Consider the following 15317-nt stretch of genomic DNA (forward strand, 5'->3'; position numbering starts at 1 on the left):
TCTTAAATGGACAGGGAAGCCGAAAGGCTTTGAAACAAATCCTATAGGAATCCAGGAGTCATTCCAGGTATCCGGATCCAACTGGAAATTCTCTTGGATTGAGCTCTTACTACTAATATACGAGGAGGGTAAAATAGATATGGTTACACTATATACATCTCCAAGCTGCACATCGTGCAGAAAAGCAAAAGCATGGTTGAAAGCCCACGACATCCCATTCAAGGAGAGGAATATTTTTTCCGAACCTCTATCGATTGAAGAAATTAAGGAAATACTTCGAATGACCGAAGATGGAACAGATGAGATTATTTCAACACGTTCGAAAGCATTCCAGGAATTGAACATAAACCTTGATACTATGTCTATTCAGGACCTGTTTGAGTTGATTAGAGATAATCCGGGATTGCTGCGTCGCCCGATTATGCTTGATGATAAACGACTCCAGGTTGGTTACAATGATGACGAAATTCGCCGCTTCTTGCCGCGTAAGGTACGTACATTCCAGTTACATGAAGCGCAGCGTCTCGTCAACTGATTCTATTGTCTGCATACAGATTAAGGTCATAAACAGGGCAACCACTCTAATTGAATGGTTGCCCTGTTTGTTTATCTCGCATGAATGGGCGGTTCCTTAGGGCCATGAGGGGAAACGAACTGTCCCGGGCGGGGGATCACTGCCCGGAGATCCCGATGGGTTCAGCGAACAATCAGTAAGGGATGGGCGCAGACAAAAAATGAGGGCGCCCTGACGTAACGCCTGCACGAGCACGTCCTGTGCGCCCGAAAAACCTTCACTGATTGAAGTTTCACTTTATCTTTAAGACTCTATTATGACCTTATGAAACCTGAGTGGAAGGGCAAAACTTCCGCGGGATCCGGAAACCCGGGAGCGAGGATATCGGGCGGGGAGGCTCACACTCTTGAGGGCAGCGGGTACCTGGTGCGAAAAAACGGACGGGTTTAACTGAGCTATTTTTACCTCTTCATCTTCCAGTCGTGAAACCGGTAGATTTTCTATTGAACATCCAGCCACAAAAGATGACAAGCAAAATCAGAATGACCGGGAGAAGATGTGCTGCATGAGGTAAGAGCGCAACCACGTGTTCGAGTTTGGGTTCGCTGAGTATCATTTCTGATGCTGTATAAACCAGGACGGCACCGCCGCCGTATATCAGGATCGGGAGTTTCTCCATTGCGGTCAGAATAAGCTTACTGCCCCAGATAATAATCGGAACCGAAATGATTAATCCGATGGCAATATAGCCAATATGGCCTCTGGCAGCCCCGGCGATGGCCAGCATATTATCAAGTCCCATAACGACATCAGCGATGACAATCGTACGTACGGCTCCGAAGAGGGAGGGCCCGGCTGTAATATGATGTTTCTCCTCTTTGCTTGTGATCAGGCGGAAAGCAATCATAATCAGAAAGAGGCCGCCGATAAACAGAAGGTAAGGAATGCTAAGTAATGAAACAATGATTGCCGTCAGGCTGATTCGAACGAGGACAGCAAGACCGGTTCCGATAAGAATGGCTTTATTGCGCTGCTTCTCAGGGAGTTTCCGGCAGGCGAGTGCAATCACGATCGCATTATCGCCTCCGAGTATGATATCAATGAAGATGATCTTCATAATAAACAGCAGAACATCAGGCTCAAAGGGCATGAATCAATACTCCTTTCTTCCATTCATTCCAGCCTATGCACACTTGTCCCTGATCATGCCAGTGGCGTCATAGGGCACGCATATATCTGATGACATATTTCACTGAGAAGGGAAATAGGATGAAGCATGTGCAGCACTTTTCGGGCAAATGTGGAAAATGCATCAGACCATGTGTTTTCTATTTCAATCGTTACTGATTTATCATACAATGAAAGTACAAGAAGGAAGTTGTCTCATTGAAGATAGTCACTCCCCATGCCATTGAATTGAGAAGGGAGAGATAGCGATGAAAATAGAAAGAATTAATGAAAATACCCTGAAATTTTATATCAGCTATCTGGATATTGAAGATCGCGGATTTGATCGTGAGGAAATCTGGTATAACAGGGAAAGAAGTGAAGAACTGTTCTGGCAAATGATGGATGAGGCACACAGTCAGGAATCTTTTTCTCTCGAGGGACCTCTGTGGATACAGGTACAGGCATTAGAGAAGGGCATGGAGATCATTGTGACCCGCGCGCAGATTATGAAAAAAGGACTCACTCCTCAACTGCCTGAGCCTGCCGGCAACAGCCATGAAAAAGATCAGACTGAAAAGATCGATCAGCTGACAGATAAGCATTCTGCTGCCAGACAGGAACATATACCGGTGAACGGTGAAGGTAAAGAACATCTTTCAGAAGATGATTCGGAAGATCTGTCGTTTGTGTTTAACTTTAAAGAATTTGAAGATATGATTTCACTCAGTCATGCTTTTAAGCCCCATCCGGGGACGGACATGGATCTCTATGTTTATCAGGGAAAGTACTTTCTAAATGTGACATTTTCTGATCAGCTTCCGGAAGAAGAGCAGGATGATGATCTGAGCCGGATTCTGGAATATGGACTTGAGAGTAACCTGACGGCAGCCATGCTTGAGGAGTATGGCAAAAAATTGATCAGTCAATCTGCGCTCCAGGTGATAAAAAAACATTTTTCCTTATTGAAATAAAGTGAAACTTCAAACGGTGCGGGTCTTCTTCATCTCCCCCTGATTGTTCTCTGAACCCACCGGTCGCTGCGGGCGGTTCCGGGCATGTTCGTTTATCCTCATGACCCTGAGGGGATACTGCCCGTTCGTGGAATAAATTTTCAGGCCGTTCGGCAGGATCGAAAAGACTTCCTGTCGAATTTTTTATGATCAGGATGTTTCTGTTCAGTCATACGGATCCGCTCGAGCTGTCCCCTGTTCTCCGCAAGCCCCGCCCGTCTCCGGTCTGCAGTCTTATTTCATGAATCTGTGCCATTTCGAGCCAGTCGTTGCTATTGAACAGGACACCTGATAATGATCAGTGGAAAGAGTGAGGCTATGCTTGTCGCGCTTCGGGATAATGGACAGGTACTGTCCCTTGTTTCTTCCAGCCTCTCACGCCGGGAATTAATGATGATGCGTGACCGAGAAAATTTTAGCTGCCCGGTATGTGGTTCCCCTGTACGCCTGAAATTAGGCCTGCAGAAAAAATGGCATTTTTCCCACTACGCGAAAGATCAGTGTATTGTGGAGTCAGAACCGGAGTCCGAGATACATCTGACAGGAAAATCTGATTTATTTAAGTGGACAAGGGATAATGGACATCAGGCGGAACTGGAATACTATCTGAAGGAGATCCGCCAGCGTCCGGACATTTTTCTCCCGGGTATTCAGCCTGAAGCGATTGAGTATCAATGCAGTTCCATCACGGAAACAACCCTGTCGGATAGAACAGCCGGCTACCGGCAACTCGGCATTCGCCCGGTCTGGATCATGGGCGGCTGTCGTAAAAAGAAAAAGGGCAGTTATCTGTCGCTGTCGGGCTTTGAGCCACTGACCATGGCTTATAACAGACAAGACGGTCATCCCTTTGTTTCATCCTATTTCGTCTGCTATTATTTTCCTTCAGAAAAGCTGCTCTGTTTTTCCGGGCATATTCATTCCATATCAAAAACACAATTTATTTCCGAGGAAATGTATATGCCCTTACAGCAGATCAGACCTTTCCATCTGATCAGGCCGGTGCTGCCTTTTCATCCTTCTTCTTTTATGGAAAAATGGGTGCATTATAAAAGAAGACAGCGACTCCATGTATCGGCACATACGACGGAGTCAGAAATGTTATTGCGTGTGCTGGCTTATCAGATGAGGAGCAATTATGCTTATTTTCCGGCCTTCGTCGGCATTCCACATGAACATTATGTCCATCTCTCTTCGCCGCCCCATCTGTGGCAAATGTGGATCTATCTGATCATGAGCGGAAACCGCAGGCTATGGGTCACACCGGAATACCTGATCCACAGATCCGGAGGAGAAAAAGTTAAGTGTTTCTTAAGAAGGAGACAACTGCCGTTATGTCCGCAAATTTCTTTAAAAACAATAATAAAAACGTATCTGAATCAGCTTGTTTTTCTCAACGCAGTAAGGGAGAAGGAGGGGGCATATCAGCTGAAGGATGAAGCGATCCATGTTGCGCATGATATGGACAGGCTCCTTCAGAGAGATGCCGCCGTCCTGAAAGCTCTTTCTGAACGGCCTGATCCTTCACCTGTGCCGTAAATCCGTGAATCACTTTACGGACTGGATAAAAATGGAGTACGATAAAAGAAATACCTGATGAGGATAAGTGCAATGGAGGTGCCGACATGGCCAGTCAAAGTACAACAGAACTCCCGAAAAGAGAGGACGTACCCATTAAAGAAAAATGGGATCTGGAAGCTATTTATCCCAATATTGAGGCATGGGAAGCTGCTTTCAGCAAAGTAAAAGAGTTGATTGGGGAAGTCGAGTCCTATAAGGGGAAAGCCGGCCAGTCTTCAGCAAACCTGTTTGCCCTGTTGAAAAAGCAGGATGAACTGACTGAATTATTATATAAAGTTTACGTCTACGCGCATATGAAAAACGATGAAGACACTGCAAACCCGACCTTTCAGGCACTCCATGACCGTGCCGGAAATCTTGCCACGGTTGCCGGAAGTCGTCTGGCTTTTATCGTCCCGGAAATATTAGCTATTAATCCGGAAAAACTGAAAGAATTTATCGCGACAAATAAGGATTTGCAGCTTTATAAACATGCCATTGAGGAAATTACACGCACCCGTCCGCATGTTCTCGACGCGGAAAAAGAAGCCTTACTGGCAGCAGCCGGTGATGTCGCAGATGCCTCATCAACGACGTTTGGAATGCTGAATAATGCGGATCTGAAATTCCCGAAAATTAAGGATGAAAAGGGTAATGAGACAGAAATTACCCATGGTCGATACGGACGGTTTATGGAAAGTGATAACCGCAGGGTGAGAAAAGATACATTTGAAGGCATCTACCAGACGTATGGGTCTTTTAAAAATACGCTCGCGTCGACACTCAGCGGACAGATCAAAAGAGATAATTTCTATGCTCAGGCGAGACACTACAGAACAGCAAGGGAGGCTGCCCTGTTCAGTAACAACATTCCTGAAAAGGTATATGATAATTTAATCGCTGTCGTCCATAAAAATCTGCCTCTGATGTACCGCTATGTCGCTCTGCGGAAAAAAGCGCTGAAACTTGATGAGCTCCATATGTACGATCTATATGCACCGCTTGTTCCGGATGTGAAGATCAAAGTGACCTACGATGAAGCTCAGGATATCGTTCTAAAAGGTCTTGCTCCTCTTGGCGAGGATTATCTGGATGTCATCAGGGACGGCTTTAAAAAACGCTGGATCGACGTCCGTGAAACACAAAATAAAAGAAGCGGAGGCTATTCAGGGGGAAGCTACGGGACAATGCCTTACATTCTGCTTAACTGGCAGGACAATTTGAACAGTGTCTTCACGCTTGCCCATGAACTTGGGCACTCCATGCACAGTTATTATTCCCGGACGAATCAGCCATACCCTTATTCGGATTATTCGATTTTTGTTGCAGAGGTGGCTTCAACATGTAATGAGGCACTGCTTAATTATTACCTGCTCCATCACACGGAGGATAAAAAGAAGAAACTCTTTCTGCTGAATCATCAGCTGGAGGGATTTAAGGCCACCGTGTTCCGGCAGACGATGTTTGCGGAGTTTGAACACTTGATTCATGAGAAAGCGCGCGAAGGGGTCGCGTTAACCGCAGATTTTCTGACAAACCAATATTATGATCTGAATAAAACTTATTTTGGTTCAGGTATCACGGTTGATAAACAGATCGGACTCGAGTGGGCAAGAATCCCTCATTTTTACTATAATTACTACGTATACCAGTACGCCACGGGATACAGTGCCGCTTCAGCGCTTTCCAGTCAGATCCTGAATGAAGGCGCCCCTGCGGTGTCACGGTATAAGGATTATCTGAAGTCGGGAAGTTCTGATTACCCGATTGAAGTCTTGAAAAAAGCGGGAGTAGATATGACAGATCCCCGGCCCATTCAGCAGGCCATGGATCACTTCGCAAAAGTTCTTGATGAAACAGAATCATTAATGTTTCAATGATACATGAACATGTAAAAAAGATCCGTGTTATTCGGATCTTTTTTTAAACCCTTATTCATTCTTTTGTTTCCACGTGATGAGTCTGATAAAAAGAAACAGGAACAGAAAGAATAAACCGCCTGTCAGAATTAATGATTCAAGGTGCAGAAGTCCCAGTAAATAGTGATAAAAGCAGAAACCGAGGATCAGGATGAGGACGAATACAGCAGTATAGCGCATGTGAATCCCTCCGACGTATATGCTTTTATTAAAACAAGCTTACGTCTTATCCGTTTGTAATATACCTCCAGTATTCACCGCTTTTAATTGTGACGGGTTCAATAATCTGAAGGAGCTGCATTTTTCGCAGTTCTTTCAATGCTTTCTCCTCACTCCAGTCATAGACAACAGCGACTTCCGGGGTTGTGAGATAGAGCTGTAGTCTGAAATACTCTGACAGCGGCGGGTGTGGGGCGGGATTCGGTGTGTAGCCGAGCAGATCTTCCAGGATCTGGACATAGACGTCATAATCATACTGTCCGCTTATTTTAATGGCTTCATCATCAGTGCAGAGATTGGTAAAGAGGAGTGCAGGAAGCTCAGTAATGGACATCTCATTTGCGAGGCGCCGGTCCGCCTGAAGGGCTTTAATTGAACGGCAGGAGTGAAAGTCGTTGGAAAACTCTTCCACATTCAGCTTAGCGAGTCTGGCGACATCCTGCAGTTCTTCAAACCTGTTCAATCCCTTTTTTTCAAGAAAGACCTGCTCGCGGATTCTGCGCAGGAAACGATTTCCGGCCGTAGAACCCTGAAATTCCGCAGCTTTAATGGCTATAGCGATAGCGTAGGGTGACGGCGGGTTTTCAAGCCATACATTACTGTCACAGCACATACCCGTCATGTGGGCACATTTATCCCATGATTCAGCCATTTTTTTTACCTGTGAAAACTGATATTGATTTGCCGTGTCATGTTTCGTTGTCAGTACCGCACGTAGTTTAAAATAATCATGATATTCTAAAATGAACTTTTTCATTGCCGGCTCCAGGCCCCAGCACTCGGGGCATAGAGGATCGATAAATTCCAGAATCTCAATACATGGATCATGTTTATCTGAATGAATACCGCTGGAACAAGTCATGTTTCCGGGTGACCCTTCACAAAATGATCGGTTTTTGTGTAATCTCATCGGATGTCACCTCTCGAATCATTTTTAACGCGTGCATCCTGTTTGTATTCATTTTTAGTCAAGCCAACCTGCCTTTTTGCATAAATCTTTTTTGCTGACAGATCCTGTGGGCCATTGATCTTATGGGAAAAAGTACCCGAATGGTCCGGCTCACTGATCTTCAGGCTTTCTATATTGTAACAAGAGTCCATGTCCCGGGGCAACTATTGAGGACTGAAGGAGGGCTCTCTGCTTTGCTCCTGATCCTGCCGGATACCCTGCTCTTTTAGTTTACCCCGAAATCACAAGAAGAGACAAAGGACATGGGACTCTTTAACCAGTCACCTTATCAAAAAGGGTTGAAAGGCACTGGAAAAGTGTTATAATTTGAGACCCGGGCGACCGGTTAAAAGATGTTTAAGGAAGGTATGGGATTGAAGATAGATCATGTTGGGGACTTTTTGATAAAAACAGGGATATCATTGATCGCTGCTTTTTTGTGTGCAATGAGTATGAATCTGTTCCTGATTCCCGCTCAGGTCTACGCGGCGGGCATTAACGGCGCGGCGCAGCTGATGATTGATATCATGCGGGACGGTTTCGGGATTCATCTCCCCATCGGGCTGCTGATTTTAGCGTTAAACCTGCCGGTTGCATGGCTGGGCTGGAAAAAAGTCGGGAAGAGTTTCACCTTTTTCAGCTTTATCACAGTTTTACTGACCTCTTTATTTCTGACCGTCATACCTGTATATCCGCTTTCAGACGATATCCTGCTTAATGCGATATTCGGCGGAATGATCTCAGCGGTCGGCGTCGGTCTGGCACTGAAATTTGGTATTTCAACCGGCGGACTTGATATTATTGCCGTTTATCTGACAAGGAAAAACAGAAACGCAGCTTCGGGAAAATATTTTCTGATCCTGAACGGACTGATTATTATCATTGCCGGCGCGGTCTATGAATGGCAATATGCACTGTACACGCTGATATCCAGATTTGTAAACAGCTATGTGATTGACCTGATTCATACAAAATATCAGAAACTGACCGTGATCATTGTGACTCACAAAAAAGATGCAGTGATTCAGGCGATTCGTGACCGGTTTGACCGCGGGATGACGGTCATTCCGTCGTACGGCGGATTTACGGGGTCAGGTAATACCTCCATTCTGGTGGTCATCAGTCATTATGAGCTTTATCAAATGGAGCAGTTGATTAAGCGGACAGATCCGGAGGCTTTTACCGATATTCTTGAGACGAATAAGATTATTGGTGTTTTTCATACTGAAGAGCAGCAGAAAGCCATACAGGCGCAGAAACACAGGGAGGATAAAGGGATAAAATCCGGCGCATTTGAGCCTGTGCACGCTTTTCACCGGATTTTCCCCTTCCAGACTAAATAATTCTATAGCCTGCTCTGCAATTCTTCCCGAATCATTATATGTCTTAAAAAAAAAGACGTCCTGGACTGGACGTCTTTTTTCATCCTCAGTTCCGATAGTGCGTGAAGATATATTTCATAAAAGACTTCGAGGCGGGTGAAAGAGTTCTTGATTCATACCATGAAAGTCCGATCTGTCGTGTACATCCCGGCCATCTGACATGGATTTTTTTTACTTTGTTTTCGTCGATGTCCTTCTGATCGGGAAGCAGCGCGACGCCAAGCCCGGAAGCAACCAGCCCCAGAAGTGTGGTGACTTCTTCTCCTTCAAACGCAATATTCGGTATAAAGCTGGCTTTATGGCATAGTTTATCAGCAATTTTTCGCAGTTCAAACCCTTTTTTCATGGAAATAATCGGGTCATCTTTGACCTCATCCAGTGTGATCGATTTTTTATCTGCCAGCGGATGGGTGGCGGGGACCATCAGAAACAGTTCTTCCTCCCACAATTTTTCCCACTGGATATGCGGGTCCTCATTGGAGTGATGGACCAGACAAAGATCAATTTCACCGGCCTGCAGTTGTTTGAGCAGGGAGACATTATTATTTTGATACAGTTTGATTTTTGTTCCCGGGTGCAGTTTTTGAAATCCGCTCAGGATGTCAGGAAGAATATTCACGCCCAGTGTGTGGAGAAAGCCGAGGGAAACTTCACCATGCTCCGGATCGAGGAGATATTTTATCTCCTGCCTGGTATCTTTGAATTCCTTTAGAATACGGTTCACATGAACCAGAAACAGTTTCCCGTACTGATTGAGGATAATGCGGCGTCCCTGTCGTTCAAACAGGCTGACGCCCAGTTCTTCTTCCAGGCGGGCGATGGATCTGCTTAGTGCAGGCTGCGAAATGGACAACGCCTCGGCCGCCTGGGTCATGTGCTGCAGTTCCGCGACCTTTTGAAAGTATTCGATCTGCTGCCACTCCATGTTCAACCCCCTCCTCTTTTACAGGGATGGGTGCCTGAATCAGATGGAACCGCTGTCCCCTCATTTAATAGATTACCACAATATGATGAACCTGGTGCATGAATTTCATTCAATTTATATATTAGACATCATCAGTGCTTTAGCATAGTATGAAGTTTACCAACAGAGACAGAAAGGATGGACCTTAACATGGATTATCTTTCGCCGGGGAACAGGGAATTTAAGAAAACATTGATTGCCCTGTTCCTGGGCAGTTTTATTATGTTCGCAAATTTATACAGTACGCAGCCGGTGATCGCCGTCATTTCAAAACAGTTCCAGGTGCCGCCGGCCATGGCCAGCCTGACCTTATCGGCAGCAACCGGTGCGATCGCCGTCTCGCTGCTCTTTGTCTCCTTCACCTCAGGTCTGTTTGACCGGAAAAAAATGATGGCCGCGGCATTAATATCTTCAGCATGCCTTTCCATTCTGGTCGGATTTATCGATTCTCTGCCGTTTCTGATCACGGTTCGTTTTATCCAGGGCGCGCTTCTGGCCGGTTACCCGTCGATCGCGATGGCTTACGTTAATGAAGAATTTGATAAAAAAGTTCTGGGTTATGTGATCGGCATTTATGTCAGCGGAAACAGCCTGGGTGGTCTGAGCGGACGACTGATTGTCGGTTCTTTGAGCGATGTCTTTTCATGGCAGGTGGCAATTAGGCTGCTTGGCCTGCTGACCCTGGTGATGTGTACTCTGTTTTTATATCTTCTGCCGAAGTCAAGGCATTTTGATGCGAAAAAAGTTTCGCTGAAGCGGACGACAGCCGGATTCATTGAGAACATTGAAACACCTCCCCTGGTCCTTTTGTATCTGATCGGTTTTATATTAATGGGCGGATTTGTGACGGTGTATAACTATATTGCCATTCCACTTATGGCGCCTCCTTATAACCTGAGTCAGACGGTTGTCGGCTTTATCTTTATGATCTTCCTGGTCGGAACATTCAGTTCGACCTGGATGGGGAAACTGTCAGACCACACCAGCCGTTCAGGCGTCATTGCCTTCAGCCTCTTTCTGATGATTTTTGGCCTTATCGTGACGATGGCCGACTCTCTGGTGCTGAAGATTACAGGGCTTGCTTTCTTGACATTTGGTTTCTTTGGCGGCCATTCTGTTGCCAGCAGCTGGGTCGGTATTCTTGCCAACCGGCGTGAAAAGGCACAGTCCTCATCCCTTTACCTGCTCTTTTATTATGTCGGATCGAGCGTAGTGGGGTCAATTGGCGGACTGTTTCTCCAGTATTTCGGCTGGGCAGGCGTGGTGTTTTCAGTCAGCTTTATCTGTGTCACGGGGATGATCCTGACGATGATTGTCCGCAGAATGGTCCTCAGAGGGGGAATACACGTCAGACATCATCGGCCGCATAAGGTGGCAGGGCAACATATCTGAAAATACCAGCAAAGCCCAGGACCCGGGCTTTTATAGTCAGATTTTACCAAAAGTAGAAAAGGATTCAGCCTCTGATATAATAAGGACGGAATACCTTCAGCCTGCAAGTGAAGAAAAGGGGTGCCGGGATTGGCTGTATTTGAAGAATACAAATATGAACGTCCGGACGTGGAAGCAGTGAATAAGCAATTTGCCGCTGCATTCAAGTCATTTCAGTCTGCAGCTTCTGCTGAGGAGGCGGAAAAAGCAGCAGACCGGATTAATGATTTGCGCAAACATCTGGATTCACTATTTAACCTGGTGGAAATCAGACATACCGTGAACACGGAGGATCGTTTTTATAAAAGGGAAAACGACTTCATGGATGAGACCATGCCGATTTTCGAGGGAAAGACGACTGAGTATTACAAATTGTTAATGGATTCGCCCTTTCGCGGGGAACTCGAAGAAAAATGGGGCAAACAGCTTTTTGCATTAGCGGAGGCTCAGCTGAAATCATTTTCTCCTGAGATTATTCCATTAATGCAGCAGGAAAATAAGTGGGCCTCCAAATATACCAGACGGGTTGCCGCTGCAAAAATTCCGTTTGAAGGTGAAGAGCGCACACTTGCCCAGCTTGGACCCTTTATGGAGTCGGAGGACCGTGCAACGCGAAAGGCCGCATCAGAAGCGCGATTCGGATATTTTGCCGAACATGAGGAAGAATTTGATGAGATTTATGACCGGCTGGTAAAAATCCGGACGGAAATCGCCCATAAACTCGGTTTTGCCAATTATGCCGACCTCAGTTATTATCGTATGTCACGCATCGGTTATGATAAAGCGATGGTGGCCGATTACCGTGAGTCAATCAGGAAATATGTCGTACCGGCGGCGAATAAACTGTATGAACGACAGCGGAAACGGATCGGTACCGATAAACTGTATATCTACGATGAGCCGTTCACATTTAAAACCGGTAACGCAAAGCCGAAGGGAAATGCCGAGTGGATTTTGAAAAACGGAGAACAGATGTATCATGAACTTTCTCCGGAGACAGATCAGTTTTTTCATTTTATGCAGGATCATCATCTGATGGATCTGATGGCAACAAAGGGCAAAGCAGGGGGAGGGTACTGTACCTATATATTCGATTATCAATCCCCGTTTATCTTTTCCAACTTTAATGGAACGGCCGGCGACATTGATGTCCTGACGCATGAAGCCGGACATGCTTTCCAGGTTTATACCACACATTCAGATATTCCTGAATATCGCTGGCCGACTTATGAAGGGGCGGAGATCCATTCAATGAGCATGGAATTCTTCACCTGGCCATGGATGAAGCTGTTCTTCAAAGAGGACACGGAAAAACGCAAATTTGCTCATCTGAGTGAAGCCCTTCTCTTCCTGCCCTATGGTGTGAGTGTCGATGAATTCCAGCATGTTGTGTATGAACATCCTGAGATGACCCCGGCTGAGAGAAAGCTGGCCTGGAAAAAGATTGAAAAGAAATATCTCCCGCATCGGAATTACGATGGTTTTGATTATCTGGAACGCGGGGGCTTCTGGCAGCGTCAGTCTCATATCTATGAAGATCCGTTTTATTATATCGATTATACGCTGGCGCAGGTCTGTGCGTTTGAGTTCTGGAAGAAATCTCAGGAGGACTATCATTCGGCGTGGAAAGATTATCTTCACCTGTGCAGACAGGGAGGAAGTCAGTCCTTTCTTGATCTTGTCCGAACGGCGGGACTGGTTTCTCCCTTCGAAAAAGGTTGCGTAGAATCCACCCTGTCAGCTGTAGCTTCATGGCTGGATCAGGTGGACGACAGGAAATTGTGAAATATCTTTCGGGGGAGATGCCATCCTCCGATATGATAAAAAGCAGCAGAACCGGATGGCCGGCCGCTGCTTTTTATCTTATAAAAGAGATGGTTTCTCATCATTCAGACTTGGGCAAGTACACGCCGGACATAAGCCTGCGTTTCAGGGAACGGGGGGATCCCGGCATATTTATCCACATTCCCTGAACCTGCATTATACGCGGCAAGGGCCAGGTCAGCCCGGCCGTTGTATTGATCCAGTAACTGCCGGAAATATTTTGTTCCCCCGTCAATATTTTCAGCCGGATCCATGGCATCAGTTACCCCCATGGACCGGGCTGTATCGGGCATCAGCTGCATCAGACCGAGCGCCCCCGATGAGCTGACCGCCGATGGATTGCCCCCGGATTCAGCAGAGATAATCGATTGAATCAACCGGGGATCAACAGCGTATTTCTCACCTGCACGTCGGATCAATCCGTCGTACCCGCCCGGCTCCGCGACCGGCTGTTTACCCGGATGATGAACCGGGCGTAAATCCAGCGGAGGTAATGCCTGCGCCATCGACTGCCAGAGTGCATCATCGGTTGTGTTTTGGCTGGCGGAGTATGGTGTGACACTTCCGTTCAGATCGCCTGTTTCTGCCGAATTTTTCTGAATTGAAATCAGAAGGACATTTAATAAATCAGAGAACAGGCTGTCTGATTTATTTTCGGCATCTGATCCGTTTTGAAACAGCAGCGGGCTGCTGCTGTTCATCATGTGCATTGCCATGACTCTGTATAGTTCAGCTGACTCCATACTCAATTCTGATCCTTTCCCTTCGCTTCAAGAATGGCTTCATAAAGGCGCAAAATTTTATTTTTTGAAGGCCTTAAAGGGATAGAAGCCTTTTTCAGCAGTTTTGAGAAAATCTGACGGCCTTCTGCATCATCTTCTGCTTCATATTCCAGCTCAAAATCTTCATGATTCAAATAATAACTGTGATCAAGAAAAAGTGTACCTTTCTGATAAGGAAATTCGCTGCGAAGCGTCATTAATTCCCCTATATGTACGAGCTGATCGACGTTTACGCCACTTCCGGAGATCGCCTGCTCAATCGTTCCCGCGGGCATGATCCCGAGTTGGATCAGTTTATCACTTTCTTCTTTGCTGAGCGCCTGGTGTGTTTCAAGTGTATTCCCGTTATATGGCTGCTTCAGAGTAAAATCATGTTGTCCGTTTAGATGTCTGATCCGAAGAGCTGATTTTTTATTGCGCAGACCAAAAGTAGGCGTGTCAAAATAATCATTGATCTGTTTGAAAAAAGAGGACTCATTCAGATCAAATAACCGGCACAATTGCTTAAATTCTGATTCCGTCAGCATATTTTTAAATTCAATTTCCAATTCATGAGACATATCCGAAAAACACCTGTACTTTTTATGATTTATTATGGAGGATAGGTATTCACTCGTACTTTTGATTAAATTATGACATAATGAGTGATAAGAAACAATATGGATTTTTCCCGGAGAGTTACGTGAGCTAAAAGATGAAACGGATCAGTGAGGAGGTTCGACGCGGATGAATGACAAGCATGCAACAATTGCTGATGGCCTGCCGGCAGGAAGTTTAAAGGCATTCGCGGTTGAAACCAGAGGGGACGATTTTTCAAATACACTCAAGGAACGAATCAGCCATTATCTGACGGATTTTGGTTTGACATACAATGATAAGCATCCGGATATCGTCATTTCAGTGGGAGGGGACGGTACACTGCTTCAGGCTTTTCATCGTTATGTGCACAGCTTGTCAAGCACGACATTTGTCGGTGTGCATACGGGTCATCTGGGCTTTTATGCGGACTGGACTTCAGATGAAGTGGAAAAATTAGTCATATCTATTGCCAGAGATCGTTGCAGCATTGTCCAGTACCCGCTCTTGCGCATCAATATCAGCTATCTGAATGGATCTCCAGATAACTCCTGGCTGGCATTGAATGAATGCACGGTACGGGCCTATGATGGACTTCTTGTCGCCGATGTGTTGATCAGGGGTGAGAAATTTGAAAGTTTCAGAGGAGACGGGTTGTGTTTTTCGACACCCACCGGTTCCACTGCTTATAATAAGGGCCTGTCAGGAGCCATTATTCATCCGTCACTTGCTTCGATACAACTGGCAGAAATTGCGTCCATTAATAACAGAGTCTACCGGACGATTGGCTCTCCGCTTATCCTTCCCAGACATCATCAGTGTCAGGTGGAGCCGGTAGGCGAACAGCGCTTTAATCTCACCATTGATCATTTATCCAGCGAGCATGATAATGTCAGGAGAATTGAATTCAGCGTGGCTGACGAGATGATCCGGTTCGCCAGATTTCGCCCCTTCCCGTTCTGGCGACGTGTCCGGGACTCATTTATTGGTTAAAGGATGTGAAACGGGCTGATTCAA

Annotated in this window: 14 protein-coding genes; 8 read left to right on the forward strand and 6 right to left on the reverse strand. The window is 45.9% G+C overall.

Features of this window, described 5'->3' with window-relative positions; genetic code table 11:
* The first annotated feature begins 139 nt into the window (after positions 1-139).
* Positions 140-535 (forward strand): transcriptional regulator SpxA, encoded by a 396-nt coding sequence (spxA, locus tag EWH91_RS09875; protein WP_129929883.1) that lies wholly within the window; start codon positions 140-142, stop codon positions 533-535.
* Positions 536-983: 448 nt separating this feature from the next.
* On the opposite strand, the gene EWH91_RS09880 is transcribed toward spxA, so the two are convergent.
* The gene (locus EWH91_RS09880; RefSeq protein ID WP_129929884.1) at positions 984-1664 is read right to left on the reverse strand and encodes a TerC family protein; all 681 of its coding nucleotides are present in this window, start codon (positions 1662-1664) and stop codon (positions 984-986) included.
* A gap of 286 nt (positions 1665-1950) precedes the next feature.
* On the opposite strand from EWH91_RS09880, the gene mecA reads away from it, so the two are divergent.
* The 3 genes from mecA (at position 1951) to pepF (ending at position 6134) form a co-directional block, all read left to right on the forward strand.
* The gene (mecA, locus tag EWH91_RS09885; RefSeq protein ID WP_129929885.1) at positions 1951-2655 is read left to right on the forward strand and encodes an adaptor protein MecA; all 705 of its coding nucleotides are present in this window, start codon (positions 1951-1953) and stop codon (positions 2653-2655) included.
* Between the two features lie 333 nt (positions 2656-2988).
* Positions 2989-4233, forward strand: coding sequence for a competence protein CoiA (locus EWH91_RS09890; RefSeq protein ID WP_129929886.1), 1245 nt, complete (start codon positions 2989-2991; stop codon positions 4231-4233).
* Between the two features lie 86 nt (positions 4234-4319).
* Complete coding sequence (gene pepF / locus EWH91_RS09895; RefSeq protein ID WP_129929887.1) at positions 4320-6134, forward strand: oligoendopeptidase F; 1815 nt, start codon at positions 4320-4322, stop codon at positions 6132-6134.
* A 51-nt stretch (positions 6135-6185) separates the two neighbouring features.
* Here the strand turns inward: pepF and EWH91_RS14485 are convergent, their stop codons facing one another.
* Both EWH91_RS14485 and EWH91_RS09900 read right to left on the reverse strand, forming a co-directional pair.
* Positions 6186-6353 (reverse strand): hypothetical protein, encoded by a 168-nt coding sequence (locus tag EWH91_RS14485; protein WP_165364300.1) that lies wholly within the window; start codon positions 6351-6353, stop codon positions 6186-6188.
* Positions 6354-6399: 46 nt separating this feature from the next.
* Positions 6400-7302, reverse strand: a complete 903-nt coding sequence (locus EWH91_RS09900) for a DsbA family protein (RefSeq protein ID WP_129929888.1) — start codon at positions 7300-7302, stop codon at positions 6400-6402.
* Positions 7303-7709: 407 nt separating this feature from the next.
* On the opposite strand from EWH91_RS09900, the gene EWH91_RS09905 reads away from it, so the two are divergent.
* Positions 7710-8684, forward strand: a complete 975-nt coding sequence (locus EWH91_RS09905; protein ID WP_240697328.1) for a YitT family protein — start codon at positions 7710-7712, stop codon at positions 8682-8684.
* A gap of 85 nt (positions 8685-8769) precedes the next feature.
* Here EWH91_RS09905 and EWH91_RS09910 read toward each other — a convergent pair whose 3' ends face one another.
* Entirely contained in the window at positions 8770-9648 is an 879-nt protein-coding gene (locus EWH91_RS09910; RefSeq protein ID WP_129929890.1) for a LysR family transcriptional regulator, read from the reverse strand.
* Between the two features lie 189 nt (positions 9649-9837).
* Here EWH91_RS09910 and EWH91_RS09915 point away from each other — a divergent pair, with 189 nt between their 5' ends.
* Positions 9838-11079 carry an MFS transporter gene (locus tag EWH91_RS09915; RefSeq protein ID WP_129929891.1) on the forward strand — a complete coding sequence of 414 codons (1242 nt, stop codon included), beginning with the start codon at positions 9838-9840 and terminating at the stop codon, positions 11077-11079.
* 129 nt (positions 11080-11208) lie between these two features.
* Positions 11209-12903 carry a M3 family oligoendopeptidase gene (locus EWH91_RS09920; RefSeq protein ID WP_129929892.1) on the forward strand — a complete coding sequence of 565 codons (1695 nt, stop codon included), beginning with the start codon at positions 11209-11211 and terminating at the stop codon, positions 12901-12903.
* Positions 12904-13007: 104 nt separating this feature from the next.
* Here the strand turns inward: EWH91_RS09920 and EWH91_RS09925 are convergent, their stop codons facing one another.
* A complete protein-coding gene (locus tag EWH91_RS09925; RefSeq protein ID WP_240697329.1) occupies positions 13008-13691 on the reverse strand; it encodes a lytic transglycosylase domain-containing protein in 684 nt (227 codons plus the stop codon).
* Positions 13688-14284, reverse strand: a complete 597-nt coding sequence (locus tag EWH91_RS09930) for a CYTH domain-containing protein (protein ID WP_129929893.1) — start codon at positions 14282-14284, stop codon at positions 13688-13690. The genes EWH91_RS09925 and EWH91_RS09930 overlap by 4 nt, the downstream gene beginning before the upstream one ends.
* Positions 14285-14450: 166 nt before the next feature.
* Between EWH91_RS09930 and EWH91_RS09935 the strand changes: the two genes are divergently transcribed.
* The gene (locus tag EWH91_RS09935; protein WP_129929894.1) at positions 14451-15293 is read left to right on the forward strand and encodes an NAD kinase; all 843 of its coding nucleotides are present in this window, start codon (positions 14451-14453) and stop codon (positions 15291-15293) included.
* Positions 15294-15317: the final 24 nt, after the last annotated feature.

Origin of the sequence: Sporolactobacillus sp. THM19-2, from assembly GCF_004153195.1 — a bacterium.
Lineage (GTDB): Bacteria > Bacillota > Bacilli > Bacillales > Sporolactobacillaceae > Sporolactobacillus.